23 protein-coding genes and 1 pseudogene are annotated in these 20,466 nt (G+C 40.6%); 7 read left to right on the top strand and 17 right to left on the bottom strand.

Features of this window, described 5'->3' with window-relative positions:
• Positions 1-109: 109 nt before the first annotated feature.
• From MMY81_RS35620 to MMY81_RS21010, 3 genes are all read right to left on the bottom strand, one after another.
• Complete coding sequence (locus MMY81_RS35620; protein WP_374562496.1) at positions 110-739, bottom strand: DinB/UmuC family translesion DNA polymerase; 630 nt, start codon at positions 737-739, stop codon at positions 110-112.
• A 155-nt stretch (positions 740-894) separates the two neighbouring features.
• Positions 895-1,209: a Y-family DNA polymerase gene (locus MMY81_RS35615; RefSeq protein ID WP_374562494.1), complete on the bottom strand. Its 315-nt coding sequence runs from the start codon at positions 1,207-1,209 to the stop codon at positions 895-897.
• A 69-nt stretch (positions 1,210-1,278) separates the two neighbouring features.
• Entirely contained in the window at positions 1,279-1,479 is a 201-nt protein-coding gene (locus MMY81_RS21010; RefSeq protein ID WP_252314390.1) for a hypothetical protein, read from the bottom strand.
• 730 nt (positions 1,480-2,209) lie between these two features.
• Between MMY81_RS21010 and MMY81_RS21005 the strand changes: the two genes are divergently transcribed.
• Positions 2,210-2,380: a hypothetical protein gene (locus MMY81_RS21005; protein ID WP_252314389.1), complete on the top strand. Its 171-nt coding sequence runs from the start codon at positions 2,210-2,212 to the stop codon at positions 2,378-2,380.
• A gap of 11 nt (positions 2,381-2,391) precedes the next feature.
• On the opposite strand, the gene MMY81_RS21000 is transcribed toward MMY81_RS21005, so the two are convergent.
• From MMY81_RS21000 to MMY81_RS20980, 5 genes and pseudogenes are all read right to left on the bottom strand, one after another.
• Entirely contained in the window at positions 2,392-3,216 is an 825-nt protein-coding gene (locus MMY81_RS21000) for a type ISP restriction/modification enzyme (protein WP_252314467.1), read from the bottom strand.
• Positions 3,217-3,233: 17 nt separating this feature from the next.
• Positions 3,234-4,499, bottom strand: a complete 1,266-nt coding sequence (locus tag MMY81_RS20995) for a type ISP restriction/modification enzyme (protein WP_252314388.1) — start codon at positions 4,497-4,499, stop codon at positions 3,234-3,236.
• A 105-nt stretch (positions 4,500-4,604) separates the two neighbouring features.
• Positions 4,605-4,885, bottom strand: a pseudogene (locus MMY81_RS35610) (hypothetical protein).
• Between the two features lie 175 nt (positions 4,886-5,060).
• Positions 5,061-6,383, bottom strand: a complete 1,323-nt coding sequence (locus MMY81_RS34390) for a helicase-related protein (protein WP_252314386.1) — start codon at positions 6,381-6,383, stop codon at positions 5,061-5,063.
• Complete coding sequence (locus MMY81_RS20980) at positions 6,383-7,069, bottom strand: restriction endonuclease (protein ID WP_252314385.1); 687 nt, start codon at positions 7,067-7,069, stop codon at positions 6,383-6,385. The genes MMY81_RS34390 and MMY81_RS20980 overlap by 1 nt, the downstream gene beginning before the upstream one ends.
• A 474-nt stretch (positions 7,070-7,543) precedes the next feature.
• Between MMY81_RS20980 and MMY81_RS20975 the strand changes: the two genes are divergently transcribed.
• Complete coding sequence (locus tag MMY81_RS20975) at positions 7,544-7,702, top strand: hypothetical protein (RefSeq protein WP_252314384.1); 159 nt, start codon at positions 7,544-7,546, stop codon at positions 7,700-7,702.
• 670 nt (positions 7,703-8,372) lie between these two features.
• Here the strand turns inward: MMY81_RS20975 and MMY81_RS20970 are convergent.
• Positions 8,373-9,401 carry a hypothetical protein gene (locus tag MMY81_RS20970; RefSeq protein ID WP_252314383.1) on the bottom strand — a complete coding sequence of 343 codons (1,029 nt, stop codon included), beginning with the start codon at positions 9,399-9,401 and terminating at the stop codon, positions 8,373-8,375.
• Positions 9,402-10,082: 681 nt separating this feature from the next.
• Between MMY81_RS20970 and MMY81_RS20965 the strand changes: the two genes are divergently transcribed.
• Together MMY81_RS20965 and MMY81_RS20960 are read left to right on the top strand one after the other, a co-directional pair.
• Complete coding sequence (locus MMY81_RS20965) at positions 10,083-10,757, top strand: hypothetical protein (protein WP_252314382.1); 675 nt, start codon at positions 10,083-10,085, stop codon at positions 10,755-10,757.
• 105 nt (positions 10,758-10,862) lie between these two features.
• Positions 10,863-11,309, top strand: a complete 447-nt coding sequence (locus MMY81_RS20960; RefSeq protein ID WP_252314381.1) for a GNAT family N-acetyltransferase — start codon at positions 10,863-10,865, stop codon at positions 11,307-11,309.
• 589 nt (positions 11,310-11,898) lie between these two features.
• Here MMY81_RS20960 and MMY81_RS20955 read toward each other — a convergent pair.
• The 3 genes from MMY81_RS20955 to MMY81_RS20950 all read right to left on the bottom strand — a co-directional run bounded on the left by MMY81_RS20955 (position 11,899) and on the right by MMY81_RS20950 (position 13,661).
• A complete protein-coding gene (locus MMY81_RS20955) occupies positions 11,899-12,099 on the bottom strand; it encodes a hypothetical protein (RefSeq protein ID WP_252314380.1) in 201 nt (66 codons plus the stop codon).
• Positions 12,100-12,307: 208 nt separating this feature from the next.
• On the bottom strand, positions 12,308-12,598 hold the full coding sequence (locus MMY81_RS34385) for a hypothetical protein (RefSeq protein WP_308215426.1): 291 nt from the start codon (positions 12,596-12,598) through the stop codon (positions 12,308-12,310).
• Positions 12,582-13,661 carry a copper amine oxidase gene (locus tag MMY81_RS20950; protein ID WP_308215425.1) on the bottom strand — a complete coding sequence of 360 codons (1,080 nt, stop codon included), beginning with the start codon at positions 13,659-13,661 and terminating at the stop codon, positions 12,582-12,584. Before MMY81_RS20950 ends, MMY81_RS34385 begins: the two co-directional genes overlap by 17 nt.
• 485 nt (positions 13,662-14,146) lie before the next feature.
• Between MMY81_RS20950 and MMY81_RS20945 the strand changes: the two genes are divergently transcribed.
• Positions 14,147-15,145 (top strand): class F sortase, encoded by a 999-nt coding sequence (locus MMY81_RS20945; RefSeq protein ID WP_252314379.1) that lies wholly within the window; start codon positions 14,147-14,149, stop codon positions 15,143-15,145.
• A gap of 134 nt (positions 15,146-15,279) precedes the next feature.
• Here MMY81_RS20945 and MMY81_RS20940 read toward each other — a convergent pair whose 3' ends face one another.
• The 4 genes from MMY81_RS20940 to MMY81_RS20925 form a co-directional block, all read right to left on the bottom strand.
• Positions 15,280-15,570 (bottom strand): c-type cytochrome, encoded by a 291-nt coding sequence (locus tag MMY81_RS20940; protein ID WP_252314378.1) that lies wholly within the window; start codon positions 15,568-15,570, stop codon positions 15,280-15,282.
• Positions 15,571-15,708: 138 nt separating this feature from the next.
• Entirely contained in the window at positions 15,709-16,338 is a 630-nt protein-coding gene (locus MMY81_RS20935) for a CHRD domain-containing protein (RefSeq protein WP_252314377.1), read from the bottom strand.
• A 315-nt stretch (positions 16,339-16,653) separates the two neighbouring features.
• Complete coding sequence (locus tag MMY81_RS20930) at positions 16,654-16,905, bottom strand: DoxX family protein (RefSeq protein WP_252314376.1); 252 nt, start codon at positions 16,903-16,905, stop codon at positions 16,654-16,656.
• On the bottom strand, positions 16,902-17,363 hold the full coding sequence (locus MMY81_RS20925; protein ID WP_252314375.1) for a DoxX family protein: 462 nt from the start codon (positions 17,361-17,363) through the stop codon (positions 16,902-16,904). Before MMY81_RS20925 ends, MMY81_RS20930 begins: the two co-directional genes overlap by 4 nt.
• A gap of 411 nt (positions 17,364-17,774) precedes the next feature.
• Here MMY81_RS20925 and MMY81_RS20920 point away from each other — a divergent pair, with 411 nt between their 5' ends.
• Positions 17,775-18,344, top strand: coding sequence for an RNA polymerase sigma factor (locus MMY81_RS20920; RefSeq protein WP_252314374.1), 570 nt, complete (start codon positions 17,775-17,777; stop codon positions 18,342-18,344).
• Positions 18,334-19,107 (top strand): anti-sigma factor, encoded by a 774-nt coding sequence (locus tag MMY81_RS20915; RefSeq protein ID WP_252314373.1) that lies wholly within the window; start codon positions 18,334-18,336, stop codon positions 19,105-19,107. The genes MMY81_RS20920 and MMY81_RS20915 overlap by 11 nt, the downstream gene beginning before the upstream one ends.
• An 843-nt stretch (positions 19,108-19,950) precedes the next feature.
• On the opposite strand, the gene MMY81_RS20910 is transcribed toward MMY81_RS20915, so the two are convergent.
• Positions 19,951-20,466 (bottom strand): alpha/beta fold hydrolase (locus tag MMY81_RS20910; RefSeq protein ID WP_252314372.1); only part of this gene is annotated, 516 nt, incomplete at its 5' end.

The following is a 20,466-nucleotide window of genomic DNA, read 5'->3' as shown; positions in this document are numbered from 1 at the left end:
CCGGAAGCAATTAGCGTGTTTGCAATCGCTATAATGTTCTCAATCATGGTGTTCCCTTCTGTGTTGGTAGTAACCAGTCTACCGGGCTTTCGGATGGTTCGCAAATTCTCTACTTATAGTGTCCACCTATTTTTGCCCGTTGTCGAACCTGTCCGGCATCCATGATAGAAGAAGCATACATAACCGCATCTTTCCCGTATTTCTCTTTAATGGCATCCATTACATTATTTTGTGCGATATTATCTTTGATGGGTTCAAATAAATTCAGTTGACGGTAGGCATCGGTTGTTAGTTGCGTTAATCCTACCCCCAGCCTACGGATCGGGTAGCCTGTCCAATGCTCTCTATATACTGTTTTTAGGGCATCAAAGATCACTTTCCCATCATTGGTTGGTTCGCTCAGTTTCTTTTGACGGTGAAAGCCCATTGGTAAATCAAAATCAGTTCCACTGACACCAACGGATACCACACTTCCCATGTATCCCTTTTTCCGTGCATCATGAGCGACTTCTTCACAGAGTTCCCGTAAAGGAATCAGCATATCAGAAAGGATATGCAGGTTTTTAGGCAAGGTCATCCCGTGGGAAATCGCTTTTTGTCCTTCATGGGAATCTTCCGTAACGGGAGAAGCATCTATTAAATGGGCGGTCTGATAGATGAGTTCGCCATTGATGCCCCAGCGTTTTTTCAAGTCCGTTAATGGATGATGGGCTAACTGTCCGATGGTTCGTATTCCCATGTTGGATAGGTTTTCTCATACGGCTGCCAATGCCCCACATCTTGCCTACAGGCAATTCCCACCATTCGACAATGTTCGACTGATGTAAGGTGAAAATAGCCTCTTTATTCTTTTTCGCAAAATTATCGCAGGCGAGTTTGGCTGCTACTTTATTTTCACCAATCCCAAACCGGCATGAAGCCCGGTAGATCGATAGATGCGCTTTTTAAGATAGATGCCAGGTCAAAAGGGGTTCGACTGGATCGTTTGAGTAAGTCTGTGACATCCAGAAAAAATTCATCAATGCTATAAGGCTCCAAATACGCCCCTGTTTCTTCGATAATGGCGCAAATGCCTAGAGATATATCTATGTATGTTTGCATCCGTGGCTTGCGTATAAGGAGGTCAGGACACTTTTGTTGAGCCTGCCACAAGGGTTCTCCTGTTTGAACGCCCTCTTTTTTGGCTAATGGACAGGCAGCTAAGATCACGCCACTTCTGAATTTTGGATCGCCTGCTACAACTAAGGGAGTTTTTTCCCCGTTAAAAAGGTGTAATTTTCAATGCTCGCATAGAAAGACTGCATATCCAGAAGCATAATCGTTCTTGTCATGGTTTTTATCCTTTTTAGATTGAAACCCAAAACCATATTTATCTTCTATTTGATCTGAATGATTACGTAAAATCTGTAAAACCTCTTTGGTACTTTTCGCTTCCGAACATTCTTTATAGATTTGAGGGTATTCTTCCTGAAATTTCAATCTACTCCTCCTTTTTAACTAATTTTATAAGAACGTGCGTTCCTGTAAAAGTCTTGTTTTTTTCTTTTTACTGTTCTATAATGTGAAAATTTTTAGACTTCATGAAAAACTATTTACATTTTTTAATTAATTGTCTATGATAATTAAGTAACTATTTTATTATAGTACTCATCTGGTCTTACACCACAAGCCCGCTGCTTGTCGACCATAAAAGTGTTTCTTCAAGAACTTTTGATAGAAAAAACCTCTCTATTTAGAAGAGAGGTTTTTTCTATTTCTTAAATTTTTACGCTTTCTTATGTTTAAGAAAACTACAATTATTACAAGTAGTATATGGAGAGCTTGATTCTTTATCTTCTAAATGAGAGTAATATACTTGCTTTTTTTGTTCTAAGTACTTTGTGTAATATTCATTTTTACGTGGTTCATGTTGTATATAACCGAGGTGTACTTTTGACTTTTTAATAGTTTTTATAAGGATATCGTAATCAATATTTGAGAAGTCTATTACATCGAATAAATGAATCGTTTTGTAATACATAGTAAAACCTCTCTCTCAATAAGATTAGTACTATTATATACTCTTCACATATGAAAAAGATTGTTTATAGAAGGGTTAAAATAAGGGTCTACCCTTCGGATTTGTTCATGTGGCCACAAGCAATAAATGCTGGAAGCATCTGATAACCACAAGCCTTTTTAAAGCCAAGCTTTGAGGGAGTATAGGTTCTTGTCTGATTATAATCAAGCCCATGAGAGCGAAAAAACCAGTGCCAGGCCAATAGAAAACAGAAGAGAACAAGCCGAGGCGTGTTCTTTTCTCCATCATCTGTTAAGTTTAATCAAAGAACTTTATAATAATAAAATAAAAGAAGGCTTAGGTATTTTATTATACACCTAAGCCTTCTTTTATTAACTTTCAATTATTTCTAATGGAGGTAAATTTTCAACTAAATCAACTGTTTGAACCGACACATTGATGATGCGAAGAAGTAAATTGAAGATATACTTTTCATCTCTGGAATATTTATTAGGATCATCTATAATACCTGACTTTTCATCCTTTTTAACTCGATATTGATCCATAATCCATTCAATCGCAGGGCGACCATTTACAACATAATCATAAGCCTTTTCAGGGATATTTGTAATAGTTATGTCAGCATTAAAAACAATTTTTTCAAGCATACCTTTCTTAGGATGCTTCATCTTAATGACTTTATATGAAGGATTTACTGCACTTTCAAATTTAACTCCCTCATATGGTGGATAAGATTCATAATTCAGATGTAAGTTTGCAAGCTTTCGTCCAGTATCAATGAATTTATCTTTATTTTTCAATTTTGGAATACGAGGTTGCTGTCTTATTAAGTCATTTGCAAATTCTCTTCTATAATCTTCTGAGTGCATTACAGCATAAGTGTAATAAAATATATCATCCGTAGATAAACCGAATTCTTTTGAGATTGTTGAAGATATGTTGTTATTATCGTTTTCAAACAATTTAGAAACCGTTTCCTTATTATATAATGAATAACCTTGTGATCCTGCATCAAAAATATTTAAATCAGGAATCGCATCAATCATTAAGCAGGAGAAACTTCTTCTAGAGCCATTACCTGGAACTAGTATTACTTTATTATTATCACCAAAAGTTCTTTTAAATTTTCTCGACATTTCAATAATATTTTTATCATAGTACAACCATTTCTTGGTGAATGGACGATAGACGTGGATATTAAGCTCATTTGGGTTTAAATCGATTTTTTCAGATTTTGAAATACTTGCTTCAGTCCACGACTCCAGCTAATAAAACTAGGATCTGAATTTAATTGAGATATTCTTGATTCCTTATCTTTAACTTTATTCAAGCGATCTATTTCTGAGTTAAAATTCTCGACCATTCGATTGACGTTATCAGTAACACTTTTTTTAGAAAATCCATATACCCAAGCGTCGCGGTTTGTGCTCACTCCAAGAGATTTCATTATAAAAATTCCAGACTCCTTGGGATCAATTGAGACAAAATTTGAAAATTTATCATTCTGTTGTTTTATCCAGTCATTGTTTTTATCTGGAGTGATAACAGACCAGTTCACATTATCAATAGATTTAAGGTTGGCTATTTTACTTAACTTATCTTTTCTTGTTAAATAATCACCAATATCAAAGTATTTAATTTCATGTTTATCTGATCCATCTTTAACAAGAAAACACATTGAAATACCTGTTAAAATATCAAAAACGCTCTGCCCCTCACGTTTAGCATCATCTCCAGAACGTCCTCTTACCGAGCCTCGCAAATTAATTACATAAAGGTAATTAAAATCTTCATAAAAAGTTTTTCTGATTCCTGAGGTTGTATGAGTATTAATATAAGAACTATTTGTTACAAAACCTATGACACCTTTTGACCCAAGCCTGTCTGTTGACCATCGAAATGCTCTTACAAGTGGATCGTATAGCGTGTTTTTATTTGTAACACTCGAATATTTTACATAAGTGTTTTTAATTTTCTCATCAATTATCGGATAACTAGTATTTTTATTATTGTCATTATCGTAAGTTTGTCTGGCACTATAAGGAGGATTCCCGACTATAGCAAAAATAGATTCTTCTTGCTGTTTCTTCAATCGTTCATTATTTTCATTAAACAATTCATCTATAAAAGAGTTGTTACGTTCTGCACTTTTAAATGTATCCGTTAAAACAATTCCTTGAAAAGGCAAATAATCACTATTTGTTAAATTGTGAAATGTTTCTTCTATATTTATAGCTGCGATATAGTAGCTTAACAACACAATTTCATTAGCATGGAGTTCTTGAGTGTATTTACGAAGCAAATCTTCTTTTAAAATCAACCCACTTTGTAACGCACGAGTGATAAATGTTCCTGTTCCAGTAAATGGGTCAAGTATATGAACCCCCTCATCTGTCAAAGATTTACCAAAATGTTTCTTCAATATATCATCAACAGAATGAATGATAAAGTCTACTAATTCAACTGGCGTAAAAAACAATTCCTAGGCGCTCCGTTGTTTCCTTAAATGCAGTTTTAAAGAACTTATCATACAGTTGCACGATAATCTCTTGTTTAGCTTGTAAATTATCAATACCTTGTGCCCTCACACGAACACTTTCATAAAAACTTCCAATTTCTCCTGTTCTTTCATTAAACCTTGTTTATCCATCACATTCAAAATAGATTCCATAGACTGTGAAACAGGATTATTCTGTACAAAACTGTAAGATTGAAATAAAGCTTCAAAGACTGGCTTCGTAATTAAATGCTGTGATAACATTTCGATCGCCTGTTCCTCAGAATCGAGTCATTAATATTATGACGTAAACTTGACACAAATTTTGTGAATTCTTTATAAACATCACTATCCTTATTTTCGAGCATAACGTTAATTCTAGTAATATGCTGTTGAGCAATTTCAGCTACATCTTTGACCACTGCTCCCAATACCGCACATTACCAACTTTTTGAACAATTTTTCCATAAATAGCACGTTCAAGATCGGTTAAGTCATCGTCAGAGAATATCAAAGGAATTTGTTCAGAATCTCTGGTGGGTGTCAGACCTTCATCTGGAGAATCCCCAACCCTATTATTTCTATTTGATCAGGTTTTTTCTTATTCAGTTCTAGTTTATTGATAGTTGCGTCAAAGCGCTCATCTAGTGATCGCAAAGCATTTAATACATCCCACACAACACGATATTTTTCATTGTTATCAAGTATGGAATGAGCCTCAACTCCAGCTGGTATCCCTATCGGAAAATATATAACCGTAGTCTTTCCTGAACTTTTCCTCATAACACGTCCAACTGCTTGAGCTATATCAATCTTTGACTTTCTAGGTTTTAAAAACATAATAGCATCGAGATCTGGTACATCTACGCCTTCCGTTAAAAAACGGGCATTTGATAATATACGACACGTATTCACTGGCACTTCTTCTTTTAACCATGAAATTTTCTTATTTTTTTCTAGAGCGTTCATTGACCCGTCCGCATGGTCTACTTCAACTTTATACGTACCCGTTAGACTGTCGCTATTGCTTATATATTGATCAACAACATCTGTAAACATATTAGAAATCAATTTAGATTCCTTAATGGTGCCTGCAAATGCAATGGCTCGTTTCATCGGATTACCTAGAGTTTCGTCTGAATTATGCTTTCTTTTAACAAGTCCATTCCAGCATCCAATGATTTTTGTTACGTCATCAAACTCCAACTCCTGCTCTCTTGCCAGCATTTGCTGAAAGCGTCTGGCAATCATATTTTCGTCAACACCCAATACCATGACTTTATAATCCGTTAAAATACCTTTTCGGATAGCATCTCCGAACCCAATTCGATAAAGCTCTTCACCATAAACTGTTGAATCGTTCATATCTGCTAATAGCACAGATTTCTCGGCAGCTTTTTTGCGTGCATCCTCTCCATATATACGAGGGGTTGCGGTTTGATACAACCTTTTACTAGCTTTGATATTATTATTACTATGAACTTTTGTGAACATGCTAACATCGCCGTTATCCTCGGCAGAAATACCTGTAGTGCGGTGTGCTTCATCGCATACCACAAGGTCAAACTCATAAAAAGCATGCTTTTGTGCTTCAGCAATAACATCTATAGATTGATATGTAGAAAATACAGTTAAAAACTCGATTTTTTCCTCTTTACTGTCTATTTCTTGTTGATATGAGAGCAATTTCTCATAGTTTGTTGTGGCTGGAAAACCAATATCAGCAGTTGAAATATCGCCAATACCGGTTTCTTTATTTTCTTTGGTTACTTTTCGGTCGGAGCACACAGCAATAGAATCCATAAGAAGGTTAGTGTCGGCTGACCAGCTTCTAAGCGTCTGAGAAAGAAGCTGAATACTTGGCACTAAATATAGAACTCGGAATGTACCGTCTTTTCTTTTGCTAATTCTTCTGCAATGGCCATTGACGTGTAGGTTTTACCGGTACCTGGAGCCATAATTAATTTCCCACGGTCATGTTCTCTCAGACCGTTAACTACGGTTTCAATAGCAGGTTGTTGATGCGGTCTCGGTTTTTTCTTTTCCAACAGTTTCACAGGGACTGAATCATAAAATGAAAAGGATGACCAATCGACTTTACTTTCTTTTAAATCTTCAAGTCCAATTCTTGAGATGCTTTTGCTTCGCTCTATTAGCGCACTTTCTGCATTTCGATTCCATTTGTCCGTAGAAGAAATGATCATGCCTTCTGCATAATAATTCTTCCCTACCTCATTTAGAAATGAATCTACGTGTTCTTTACGAATGGTTGTATTTTCTGAATAAAATTTGCACTGGATAGCTACTAGATTACCATTTATTCGCTTTCTAGCAACAAGATCAACACCTGTATCAATCTTCGGAATATCATAAGAATCCGGTACTTCGTTTAGCATCCAAACCTCATCATACAAACGTTTATACATTGGTTCGTGCTTTAAATAAGTAGAAATTAATATTTCAAATAAAGTTCCTCTGTCTCTTTGCTCATGTTTTTCTTTATCTATTTCTTTAATTAAATCTATAAAACTCTTATGTAGGTTGTTTTCCAAAATTTCACCGTCTTTTCTCTTAATTGGTATCACGTTCGATTATATCAAGTGTTTTCTCTACAAAGATAGTATTCGATAGAAATTGGAGAAATAGATAATGACTTATGGTAGCAAACTATTATGTACACTTATAATGGTGGGGAGTACCGCATTTAAAATAATAAAAAATATAGAAGTTAAATTTTACAGAAAATGTTGCATCACTGAATAACGATAAAAAATTTTTAGTTATTAGTTCACAAAATACTATTAATTATGATTATAAGCCTATTGCTGAGATAATTACGATTTACTTTGAATTAATTAAAGAATCGAACTATTAATTATTGAGTTTAATAGATAAACAGAAGCACAAAATAGTAAATTTCTTCCTCTTTAGTGTTTTAATAGAGTTCAGCCTAACCTAGATACAGCAGAAACATTAAAAGATATACAAAAAAATAAAATCAAAACTGTAATGGAAAAAGAGAAAAAATGAATGATGAAAATGAAAATATAAATATGAGTAATAGAGAATATGAAATATTTATAGGTATTATGAAAGATAGAATATCATTAGCAGATATAGAATACTATATAAAACATTTTGACCCGGCTAAAAAGGCAAAACTGATTATAAAAGGTTACTTATAGCTTATGATTTTAAAAATATGCCCCGGAAGGTGCTTCAATGGTCATAATGCAAAGTCATTAAAAGAAATGTTAAAACAAAATGTAGCACAAGTTTGTTAATTTAAATATAGGCTGCCTTGCGTTTTTTTCATGCGGTCACAAGCAACCAATGCTTGAAGCCGCATGATACAGCTCACTGGACTTGGAAATACCCTATAACCACAAGCCCTAGCAAAGCAATGCTTTGAGGGCTTGTAGGTTCCTGTCAGCTTCTGGGCAAGTCCATGACAGCGACAACCCAATACCAGGACAAAAAAAAGGGATAAAAAGAATTATTAAGTTCAAAATCGAAAGTAAAGGAGATAGTCATGATTCACTTGGAGAAATTCAAAAATCCATTAGTATTGTGTCACATTCGTTAAGATGCGCCAGACTCTACTGTAGCAGTAGGTTTGGCGTTTTTTGCTGTTTGTCTGTAATAAAGTTAATTTTTGAATATGTCATAGTATGCATTGTAATCATATAAGGTTATGAAAGCGGTAGAGGCTATTCGAGACGTAGGCAAAATTAAAAGATGGAATTATTAAATCCCAGCAGTACACGAGAAACGTTGCGCTATATTATTATTACGCAGGATGAAAAAGATAGAGCAGAGAGGTCTTTAGATTTATAGTTATTTTTTATAAAATCGTTACTTTTGTTTGATGAATTCTTCAAACTGCTTTTTTTGAATTTGATTATCAAAACTATTATTAGACTTGAGATTATAGTTACCAATTTCTGTTGTTTTGTAATTAGTTGGGTACATATGAATATGAATTTCTTGTATTATTTCAGTTTTTTCAACAGGAGGTTCTTCCGGTAAAAAAACAGTGGTAATTGTTATTAAACTACTTATTACAGTAAGTACACTCATTATGATGTCTTTATTACTTACAACATTAATAATTCTATTCAACAAATGTATAAATTCAATGTTTTGCTTAATACGAAAGATATTTTCTATAACTTCTTCATCCCATTCTTCTTTCATTCCGTTTTTTTCTATATCTTCAATTTCCTCGTATAGAGAGTTAAAATCGTCTATCAGTGATTCAGGAGAGTAGTTGCTGTACTCAGATTTAGAGGTAGAATGGCTACTGATTTTCTCCACAATGCGTAAAGAATCATCATTAAATATTTCTTTCATTTGATTTTGATATGCTCTAATTGTGTAAAAATTAGGATGTGTTAATATATTCTTTGCGTTATTTTGCTGCTTTGCCATCATAGATAAAACAGAATTGTTAAATACTTTTTTGATATGGTTTATATAAATTTCGTTGGATTCTAATTTAGTATTTTTAATCTGTTTAAAAATATTATTATGCTGTTGAATCATAATAAAAGCAGGATTGTTTAAGGTTTTTTGTAAATCAATTATTTGTCGATTGATGAAATAACCAGAACTATTTTTTATTAGACTCCGGAAATTCTCTTCACGTTGTATCATAGCTAAAGCAGGACTATTGGAAATATCGTCATAAGCTTTCTTCCGTTTTTCGATCATAGCTAAACCAGGATTATTAGAAATATCATCATATGCTTTCTTCTGTTTTTTGAGCATAGTGTAAGTTGGACTGTTAATCATATCGTTAGCTTTTTTTAGTTGTTGTTCAACCGCTAATCTATGTTTTACATTAGTAAATATCTTTTCGTATCTGTCTTTTGGATTATCCATTAAATACCTCTTTTCGCATGTTAGTATGATGATTTTTAGGTGTTATGTTCTATTATACTGCCAATTGAAAAAGATTTTTTAGATGAGAGTATAATATAAATTTTATATTTTTAAGAAGGATAATAAAACGAATAAGTACAGATTATGGACTGCCCTTCGGGTCTGCAAAGCAAGCTGCAAGCAAAAGTCGCTTGAAGCTGGCCACGCATCTCACCGTACAAGGAAATAAGTCGTGAACGACAATCCCTATCAAAGCAGAGCTTTGAGGGCTTGTACGTTCCTGTCTTATTTCTTTCTTGCCCGCGACAGTAAAAAGAAGAAATCAAAAGTTTAAGAGACAAAAGGAAAGAACACGCCCCGGCGTGTTCTTTTTTAGTGCCATTTTTTCTTTGCGCTAGGCAATGTATCCATGCCCTGCGTGTTCTAAGGACGAACCGGGGCAAATATTCCCGGCTGTCGCCGTTTCCCCCGTTACGTCCTAAGAACCGCACAATTCGGTCAAGGGTTTCTCTCAAAACTTTTTAAACCGCTGCGCTAAAAACTTTTGCGAGAAATCACGAGAACCGTTCCCTTGACAGTCTTGTAAGGGCAGGATAATTGCTTCGCAACAAAGCAAAAAAAGCTTTGGTTCCCTATTTGCCTAGCAAGAAAAAACGAAAATCCCGAAAGGATGAATAAATCATGAAAACATTTAAAGACTTGAACGCATTAAATAATTCTGGAAGAGAACTAGAGGACTTACGTTTATACGAGGATATGGTGTATATCGAAAAGGAACAAATACAGATCAGTCGCCGGGAAAATGCGTTGATTGTAAGAGATATTACCGATGCCATGAAACAAGGGAAAACCGTAAAAGAAGTAATGCTCATATTTATGGACTTCCGAGACTATCAGGAACCGCCATTGGAAAACTATCTATTAAGCTTAAATCTAACGGATAATGAGATTATCGAAACTCTTTTATATCATCCCGACCAGTTGCCAACACCAGAACAGGAGGACTTAATCATAAAAGAAAACGAGCATAAAGCAAAAGATATTTTTAGTCCATTTCATACACCCAAAAAAGTAAATACCTCTACAAAATGGACAGTTAATAAAGTAGCAAAAGCCATTTTAGCCGGGCAGGTAACGAAAGGTCATACAGATATGATTTTAACCGATGATTATGCTCATGATAATGCGGTAAATTTTCATGAAAATAGAATGATTCCTCTTTATAGTTTTGCTAAAGAATTAACGGAGTCGCCTTCTGGTTGGTGGGTACACGTAGACGAGCAAACAGATGACCATATCAAGCTAAGTGTAAACTGCCATCACTTCGATTATAAAACCCTCTATATTGCTGTTTAACAGCGATATAGAGGGAGGTTAAAAACATTAAAAAATAGTTTCTGGTTGTAACTGGAAATAAACTACTATATAAATAAACAAAGATTACAAAGGGAGTTGTTTCATTTGGATCAGAAAATATTGAGCATAGAAGAGATTGATCTTTTAGAAAACTGTTTAATAGAATTAGCTACTTATCATAATACTGTATCGAAAAATTTTAATGGTATTTATCCGTTAAAATCATATCAAGAAACGTTGAATGCTATAAAAAAACAAATAAAAGAGTCTTCAAGTATAGTCAATGGTTTATTACTAGAGGGAGAAGTCATTGGATTTTGTAAAATTAGTTTTGAAAGAAGAAATGGGAAGTTAGATTATTTATATGTGAATAAAAAATATAGAAGCCAAGGATACGGACGTTTATTAATGGACTGGGCAATGAGCGAATTTCAAAGAAATGATATAGAGATGATTGATTTGAAAATTGTAGTAAGAAACCCAGCAGAGAAAATGTATAAAGAATATGGCTTTCAACCTCAACTAACAGTTATGTCAAAAATTATTGAATAAAGATGAAAATCAACTTCATAAGAAAGTTGCTGTGATTCAATAGGGTAGACTTAAAAAGCTCAGTAGAAAAATGCTGAATATCAATGTTTCTACATGATCGGTTTAAATGATGTTTTTATTATAGATAGATACTGTATTAAAAGTTATAACTTTTTTACAAACTGGAAAAGGATAGAAGACGCTTTGATCAGCACCTTCTATCCTTTTTATTTCGTTAAATACTGATAAGTTGGATTATGTTAATCAAAGAAGAAACATCTGTTTGAACGGGATACATTCAAGAAATGTATGATTACCTTTTATTCCTATCCTTAAGCTGGTTTCTTTTGGAAAAAGCAGCCATAGTCTTTTCTTTGAAGAAAAAGAAGCGTTTACGGAAGAACTAGTACATTTCTTTCGTACGAAATCAAACAAAAAAAGGTCATCACCGACGCGGCGACCTTTTTTGATGTCTATCCTATGGGCGAGGGGAGCCAAGCGTAGGGCTGTTGTACCAAGGCGGAATAGAAGGAAACGAAGCGGGTTCTTAGACCCTGTTTTCCATATCGACCCTATAGACCCTATCTAAGGGCTCCCTATACTCCCTTTCCTAGACGGTGATTTCCACACTCTTGATGTCGTTTACGGTTTTATTTAAGGCGTTTCCGTTGGTATCCAGCTCCTCAAAAGGAGCATTTAATCGTTTTCCTTTTTCTAATAAAGCGAATAATTCATCATAGGTGCCGTTGACCTGCTTGGTTTCAAATACACTACCATCGTTGAAATGAAAAAGAATGGTGGGCTGAGGCATGGCTTTTTCCTCCTTTCCTCTGGAGAGGGCTCTTGATGTTGGATCCTCTAGTCGGCTATTTTGTTTTCTCTCTCTATCGTTACATAATTATTCACCTGCAATGAATGGCGTGCTTTTTTAATCTAGCTCGTTGTTCCTTTGGATAAAGAAAAGAAGAAGAGCCGCAGCTCTTCTTCTCTCCGTTCCCAAGATTTTTGGTGCGTTATCGTTATGCGTTTTTCTTTTTGCGAAGAAAGAGAGCGGCGCCACCGGCCATCAGAGCGGTCACGCTGGCCCACAAGGTGGTCATCCAGCCATTACTGCTGGTTCCACCCATACCGGTTTGTGGCATTTCTTCAGGCATAGCTGCTTCCTCGCCACCAAATTCGTCAGGGTTTTGGGCGGAAATAGCGCCACCCAGTGCTTCACCCACGCCGAACATAAACTGGAAGCCTTCTCGATACGAGCCGGTCGCTTCTTCATAATCTCCTGCGACGCGCTGATCAAATGTAGCAAGCACTTGTCTTCATGCATGCGAAGGATTCCTGGGCCGCTTCGGTTGGAAGATTTTCCTCGGTCGCTGTGCCCAGGAACGCTCCTAAGTCGGTAGTGAACATATCAATGTTTTCCAGTGCCATCGTACGAGCTTCTTCATCGCCTTCTAATTCGGCGGCCACAAGATCGCCCTGCGCGTCAATGTGATCCGGCTGCCACAGCGTGGCAAATTGATCGCCTGCTTCTTCGCCATAGACCGAAGCGACAGCGGCGGAGAAGTCAGCCGTATTTTGATCTTCCGCCCACGTTACGAAGTCATAATCGTCCGACTGGTTCACGCCTTTTTGCATGCCCAATGTTGCTAGTGCAAAGTGTTCGGACGCTAATTGGTTTAACGTCGAACGAAGATTCGCGGCCGGGGTGTCCACCGACGTATTCTCGAATTGCTCCGGCATTTGCGTTACAATCGCTCCTGATAACGCTTTACTGATGTCGAACATATGAGCAAAACCTTCGCGATAGCTAGTGTAGGCGGCTTCATAATCACCTGCTACGTAGCTGTCAAACGTGTCGAGCACATCCATTTCATGATCTCTAATCGCTTCTTCCGCGGCTTCCTGCGGAAGGTTTCCTTCGGTCGCACCGGCTAAAAAGGTCGAAAATTCGACGACAAACTCTTCGACTTCTTCTTCGGCATCGGCGCGTGCTTCCTCATCGCCTGATTTGGCAGCTTCGACAATATCGTCGGTGTAATCATTATGGCTGGTGAAGATACGGTCAAACTCCGCGGCTCCTTCTTCGCCATACACGGATTCAATGGCAGGAAGCATGTCTTTGGAGTTCTGGTACAGGGCATCTTCCGTTACTTGAGCATCGGGTGCGTCGTCATATGTTTTCTGCATCGTCTCTACGGCTAAGGCAAAATGCTCCGACAGTAAATAATCCAGGTCGGCTCGTAAATCGGAAGCTGGCGTGGCCCCTGTCATGGCTGGATCCATGGCCTGTTCCTCGTGATCAGCGGCCATAGCGGCGGTGGGCATTAATAAAGTTAAACTCATCGCTCCTGCGACGGTACGTTTCATTTTCATGTGTATCTCTCCTCTTCGTTCGGATAGAAAATATGAATCTCCTTCTTAGGATACCCTACAAAAGACTATTTTACACCTTATTTCCTATTAAATAAAAAAATAACGAATAGAAAGACCTAAAAAAGACAAACATATAGGGTTATTTATACCTAATAAAGAAAATATTATTTTCCTCTAGTAGGTATACGGTAGAAAACAACTTCTGGATCACTCTTTTCGAAAAAAGATGTGATGGTTTCGTGCATGGTAGCGAATAGGAGAGGTTTACGTACCAGCAAACCCGTGTTGGAACAAAAAACCTTTCCATGGAAAAGAATCCAGCGTACCATCCTGTTTTCTTCGGGGACGGGATGGTTTCTTCTGAGAAAAGACGGAGTACTTCTCTTTGCTCGAGGGTTTATAGTAGACTAAAAAGAAAACGTTCTCCCAAAATCGATAACTTATAGACAAAAATCTGTAGCGAAGGGGAGAAAGGAGAGAAAAAGATGCCACGAATGGACAAAAGAAAAAAAACCAAGAAACGAGAATGGCTGATGGGGGCTGTGATGCTCCTTTTACTAGGAGTAGCCGGTTATTCCGGTTTTCAAGTGTTTGTTGATACGCCCTCCATGACCGAAGAAGAAGTACCGGCTAGCGCTTCTACGCCATCCATAGAACCACAGGCGTCTCCGGTTTCCGAGGAGATCGAAGAAGAGTTTGCCTCCGTCGGCGACGAAACGGAAGCGGTCGCCGCCGAGGCGGGAGACACCGAAGCAGAGCGACCGGATCCGGTATCGCTGGCAGTACCGGCTATCGATATTACGGCGGACCTGGAGCCGGTGGGTGTGTTGGAAAACGGGCAGATGGGCGTGCCATCAACGGAAAACGGGGTGGCCTGGTTTGAGCCCGGCGTCTCCCCGGGAGAACAGGGCAATGCCGTGTTAGCCGGTCACGTCGATAGCAAAACCGGGCCCGCGATCTTTTATGATCTGGAAGAGCTGGAAGCGGGAGACGAGATCGAGGTCACCGATGACGAAGGAGAGACTTTAACGTTTGTGGTCCAGCGAGCGGAAAGCTATGACCGCAAGGATGCGCCTCTGGAGGAGATCTTTGGCGCATCCAACACGAGAAACCTAAACCTGATTACCTGTACGGGCACGTTTGATCAAGCCGAAGGGACACACGATGAACGGCTGGTGGTGTATACGGAGCTGCAGGACGAAGACAGGCAGGCCATTGAAAGCGGTGGTGAACCGCCGGAAGCGCCTACCGCTGTCGAGAAGACGGCCAGCCACGTGTCGTTTCATGCGGTGCGAAACGAGGACGACATCGCCGGGTACCGCGTCTATCAAACCGATGAAGCAGGAAACACCGAACAAGTGGCGAGTATCGGCGACCACGAACGGAAAAGCTATAGTGCGCCGGATCTAGCGGATCATAGTTATTACGTGACGACGGTCGATCAGTACGGCCAGGAATCAGAACCGTCCGAGTCTACCGACTAAACGAGGAGCCGGTGGGTGGGCAGAGCATTTTTGCTAATCGTAGCCGAATCGGGAGATAGGAAACAAAATCAAGCCCCCGCAAAGACAGATCGTCTTTGCGGGGGCTTGTTCGCTTGTCTCGTCGCTGCGGTTCCCTATTGCTCGGCGATCCAGGCAGCCACCTTATTGGCTTCGTCGCCTTCTAAAATATCCGCTGGCATGCCACTTCCACCGTTTTCTATTTTAGAACGAACGGCTTCTTCCGATAGACCCGTCCCGGCTAAAGCGGGGCCGGTGGTACCCTCTAAATTTTCCCCATGACAGCTGGCACAGCTGCCAAGGTACAGTTCTTCCGGCCCGGCACTACTTTCTGGTTCTTCAGTATCTCCACCGCAGGCCGTCAGCAGCAAGAGAAAAAAACCAGCGATCGGTAGACGTTTCTTCATCCTCAAGCCCCCTTTTTGATTTCTTATCATGGCACGTCTTTCTTTCCCGACGTATGGTTCTATACCTTACAAAAAAAGAGAAAAAAGGAGAAGAGCCGAAAGCTCTTCTCCTTGGGATGTTCTTTGATCCGTTGGTTCTTATGCTTGGTTTTTCTTTCGAATAAAGAGAGCCGCTGCGCCACCAACAAGGGCGGTGATGCTGGCCCAGAAGGTTGTCATCCAGCCATCGTTACTCGCTCCGCCCATGCCTGTTTGCGGCATTTCGTCTGGCATAGCTGCTGCTTCGTCTTCAGAGACAGTCTCCACCTGGCCACGGATTTCTCCATCCGGATACTCTTCCGTATGCAGGTTTACGTAGGCTTCCTCCGCTACTAGCGCCCCGGAAAACTCTTCCCAGGTCATGTCGCCGACTAAATCGTCTTCGGTCAATGTGCCCGTAGCGACTTCGCCGTCATAGTCCATTCCTTCTTCATTTTCGAATAAGAAGACTTCCACGGGGCCGTCTTCGCCTACGGCGCCGCTATGAATGTGTCCTGCCATCGTATCATCCAGATCATGTGCTTCCACCGTGTAGTCCAGAGACTCCCCGTCTTCGCTTACTTGAATATGGGCCTCTCCCGTCGCTTCGCTTTCAACGTCCATAACCTCCTGGTCCGGTGTTAAATCTGCCATAAAAGCTTGGCCTTCATGAGCGGCGGATGCGGTGCCCGCAAAACTAGTGACGGCAAATACAGAAACTAACGCTGGTACCATAACTTTTTTCTTCATACTAGAAAACCCCTTTTCGATTGTTGGTTGAGTGCGACTGGAGGGACGGTGGATGGGCCTCCTTTCTCTAGAGTATAAAAGCTGGTATGATTTCCAATTTCCCATTATTTTTACTTACATAGAGTAACTTTAGCACGTATTTGAAAGCGCTTCCATAGGTCATTGTTGGTGATATAAACCGAAAGACCTACCATTGGCCTCGAAAGGTTGGGTATAGCGCCCATTTGGTGCTCCCGGCCACAAGCACGATCAAACATAGTCCGAACAGAGCCAGGGGAAGTTCCATGCCGCCGATGAGGCCGCTGGGCCCCTGTACTACGATCGCGCCAAGCATCGTTCCCCCAACAGGGCAGCACTAAGACGGACGAAAAGGCCGACGAGAAGCATGAAGCCCGCGATGATTTCCACCAAAGAAGTGACGTAGGCAACAAGAGGAGACAACCCAAAGGTTTGGAACTGTTCGATCGTAGCGGTCGTGTCCCCCCATTTATCGAAACCATGGGCGATGAGAACAATGGCGGTGACAACTCGGGCGATCAAAAAGGCCCATTGCGGGTGAGAGATCATGAGATGCTCCTTTTTGTTTCGTTCGTTTGAGTAGAACGCCTTTTTTCCCCGGAGGGGAAGTTGTGTTTTTCTGTTGACACCGGTCGATGAAAGGCCGGATACAAAGCCCCTTTTCGTGTTTTCACCAGCGTTAAAACAGCCGATAAGCCAAGCAGCACAAGGGGCAGTTCATAGCCCTGAATCAGGCCGTATTGAAAATCGACCAGTATAATGGCTCCGGCCATGGTGAACCCAAGCAAAGCAGCAGAGATGCGGACAAAGATACCCAGTAAGAGCGTCGCTCCAGCTCCGGCTTCCACAAACACGGTGACATAGGCTAATGCGGCCGGAAACCCTAAGACATCAAATTGAGCCAACAGGCCATCCAGGCCGATAAATTTGCTGACGCCGTGCGTGAGCATAATCGCTCCCAGAATCATTCGACCAACAACAAGCGCCCATTCGGTTTGTTTGTTCATGATGGTTTCCTTCTTTCGTTTCGTTCGTTTGGGAGGGAATCTTCTTCCCCCCTTTCCCAAGAGAACGTAAAAACATCTCAAGTGGATCACCTTTTGGGGAACATGATACTATAAGAAAGACGAAAGCAGGGAGTAGGTTCGTCTCTCGTCCTGCCACACCAAGACCTGTTCCATGAGCAGCAAAGGATCCAAAAGAAAAAAAGGAACGGACGAAAAAATAGCTTAATGGATAAGGGGAGTAGGAACGGCGGGGGACCATCTAGCTATCTGGTGGAAAGAGAACGGTCGTTTGCCTATTTTTATGTCATAAGCATCCAATCAGGGGTTTCATCCGTATACTACATAGGTACACAATATCCCCCTTGACACGGCTGCATCATGTTTTAGGTAAAACAAAAGGGGGGAAAACACATGTCGCCAGAAACCGATGCGGAGCTATACAAGAGAATTCAAGCGCAGGATAAAGAAGCGCTCGAAATTCTCTACATCCGCTATGAACGCCTATTGTACTCGTTTGCTTACAATATGATCAACGATAAGCAGGCGGCAGAGGAAGTGATGCAGGATGTATTCTTTAAGCTGTGGCGAGGAAAAGGGGCGGGGGCCTACAACGAGTCCCGCGGCAAATTCTCGAGCTGGCTGTTGACGATTACGCGCAATGCATCCATTGATCATCTGCGGAAAAAGAAAATAGAGGTTTATGAATGGGAAGAACGGGATTCGGTCCAGGAACAAATGCCTTCCGTCGAAGAAGAAATAGAGACGAAGGAAGAGCGGACCGAGCTTCAGGCCGTTATTCATAAACTGCCGGACGAGCAGCAGCGGATGATCTGTTTATTTTACTTCCAGGGGATGTCGCAGAGCCAGATTGCGAAAGCGTGTGATATTCCGCTTGGAACCGTAAAAGGCAGACTCCGGCTGGCGCTCCAAAAACTGAAGGGTATGGTCGCTGTGGAGAGGGAGATGGAACGTGACTACTAACTATGATATGGTTCTGGACTATCTGAACCATCAGCTCTCGGATAGAGATAGAGAAACCTTTGAACAGGAGCTGACACACCATCAAGAAGGAAGAAAAGAGCTGCAGGAATGGGAGGACCTCCTGGCAGAACCGGCCTTGGTTTTGTCCTCCGTCGATCCTCCTGCAGGAATGAAAGAACGGGTGCTTGGCTTGGTGTTGGCAGAAGACAAAAAAGAATCCCGCGCACCGAAAGCGGTATATACGGGCAGAACGAAAAATAAACGCTATGGTCTTATCGGCGGCCTGCTTGCAGCCGGCCTCCTATTATCGATAGGCGCCAACGTTTTTGTTGCCACCCAGCTTCAGCAGGTGGCTTCCCAGAATGAACAGCTGGATGAAGAACTGACTTCCGTAGAGACAGCCATGGAGCAGCAGGAAAGCCGGACGGCGAGCCCGGTGGTAACGGCAAACCTGGAGCCGGCTGAAGATACCGAAGGGACCGGTATTGCAACGCTTGCAGAATCGGGAAACCAAACGGAACTGCTTGTGCAGGCGCAGGAACTTGCGGGACTGGAAGGAAATGAAGTCTATCAGGTTTGGTTATTTGAAGGTGAGTCACCGATCCCGGCGGGTGCCTTTACAACGGATGAGAACGGTCGTGGTGGGGCGGTCTTTCCTTTAACCGAAAGGGACGCCACCTGGGATGCCGTCGCCGTTACAAGAGAACCGCACCCGGGCAATCAACTGCCGGAAGGGGAGATTGTACTCCAGGCCACTCTGTGATCCGATAACAAAGCAAGCGGACCGAGACAGACAAGCCTGCCTCGGCCCGCTTTTCTTCTACTCTTTTCCTAACCAGGTTTTTTGCCCATGGGGTAACTTTTAAGAATCCAAGCGTGTTTGTTGCTTTTCTTCAAGGGCACGGGGGCAAAAAAGCGGAACAACACAAAGAAAAAAGGCATGATATAGCAATTATATCATGCCTTTACTGTTCATATATGTTTAGGCTACTCCATGCGTTAGAACAGCCTAAACTAAAAGGGGAGTACATAAGGAGTATAGTAAACGAGGTTTTCTATGTAAATAGATACAATCTAATGTATAAGCGTTTTTTAACAAAGTCAAAGTGTGGTGATAGACCTATTTTTCTTCTTGGCTGTCTTGAATTTTGACAAGAATGTGGATATTTATATAGAAAAAGCGATCTTTATGGGTGTTTTTGCGAAAGAAACAACTCGATTGTAATAGAAGCAGCTTTATTGTTGCTCCACACGAGGTAGTGTCCGAAAATTACGCTTATCGTTATAAATCCGCACTTTTCTGACGTTCTCCCCAGTATAAAACATCCCACTTGAAGGGAATAGAGCAGACTGTCTTAGTTGTCTTTCTTTTTCATCCGTTCTGCCCAAGGTTCGATAGGTAAAGACTCATTCTTTAATCGGTGTACTCGAGGGTCTTCCATAGGTTTGAGTCAATCGTTTATCGTCAAGCAAGGCCTAAAAAGCTACTCCTGAACCGCTTGTTCTTTAAATATGTCGCTCATAGCCAAAGCAAACACCCCAAAATGTAGATTTTACTCTAACGTTTGGGGTGCAGTGCCTTAGGAGAGCCTCTTGTTTGAATGAATTACGAAGATAAAAAAGCTAAAAGTTCTTTATTAAAGGTCTCTGGCTCATCGTAAATCGTGCTGTGGCCACTTTCCTGAAACGTGACAATAAAAGAGTTTTCCACTGTTTTATTCATATGCTCCGCAAATACAAACGGTGTTAATTGATCTTTCGTCCCATGGAAAATGGCAGTCGGCACGGTAATGCTTTTCAAGTCCGGGCGTAGATCGGCATCACGAAGCGATTCAGCGACACCGACCATTCCAAGAGAGGAGGAGGCCATTCCCATATCCTGAAAATGGGCGCGCAGGGCATCGCTCGTGTTTTCCCCTAGAAACATCTGGCCTACTTGTTGAACGGTGGCAGCCCGGTCTTGAAGGGCGCCTTGAATAAGTCCATCTACATTTTCTGTCGGCAGACCGTCTGCAAAGTTCTCCGATTGGGTCATCTTGGGAGCGGCGGCACTGGCGAGGACAAGCTTAGATACTCCATGCCCTTGATGGCGTCCCATATAACGGGAAGCCACGCCGCCTCC

The sequence above is a fragment of the Sinobaca sp. H24 genome (assembly GCF_023845525.1).
Note: the sequence above shows the minus strand (reverse complement) of the source record. Positions and strands in the feature narration are given on the sequence as shown.

Bases quoted from the DNA above. Each gene is read 5' to 3' on its own strand.
- MMY81_RS20945 (WP_252314379.1), top strand. From the start codon at position 14,147: ATGCCACGAATGGACAAAAGAAAAAAAACCAAGAAACGAGAATGGCTG.
- MMY81_RS35620 (WP_374562496.1), bottom strand. From the start codon at position 739: ATGGGAATACGAACCATCGGACAGTTAGCCCATCATCCATTAACGGAC.
- MMY81_RS20950 (WP_308215425.1), bottom strand. From the start codon at position 13,661: ATGAAAATGAAACGTACCGTCGCAGGAGCGATGAGTTTAACTTTATTA.
- MMY81_RS20955 (WP_252314380.1), bottom strand. From the start codon at position 12,099: ATGCCTCAGCCCACCATTCTTTTTCATTTCAACGATGGTAGTGTATTT.
- MMY81_RS20930 (WP_252314376.1), bottom strand. From the start codon at position 16,905: ATGATCTCTCACCCGCAATGGGCCTTTTTGATCGCCCGAGTTGTCACC.
- MMY81_RS20970 (WP_252314383.1), bottom strand. From the start codon at position 9,401: ATGGATAATCCAAAAGACAGATACGAAAAGATATTTACTAATGTAAAA.
- MMY81_RS20965 (WP_252314382.1), top strand. From the start codon at position 10,083: ATGAAAACATTTAAAGACTTGAACGCATTAAATAATTCTGGAAGAGAA.
- MMY81_RS20925 (WP_252314375.1), bottom strand. From the start codon at position 17,363: ATGAACAAACAAACCGAATGGGCGCTTGTTGTTGGTCGAATGATTCTG.
- MMY81_RS20935 (WP_252314377.1), bottom strand. From the start codon at position 16,338: ATGAAGAAAAAAGTTATGGTACCAGCGTTAGTTTCTGTATTTGCCGTC.
- MMY81_RS20975 (WP_252314384.1), top strand. From the start codon at position 7,544: ATGAATGATGAAAATGAAAATATAAATATGAGTAATAGAGAATATGAA.
- MMY81_RS20940 (WP_252314378.1), bottom strand. From the start codon at position 15,570: ATGAAGAAACGTCTACCGATCGCTGGTTTTTTTCTCTTGCTGCTGACG.
- MMY81_RS20920 (WP_252314374.1), top strand. From the start codon at position 17,775: ATGTCGCCAGAAACCGATGCGGAGCTATACAAGAGAATTCAAGCGCAG.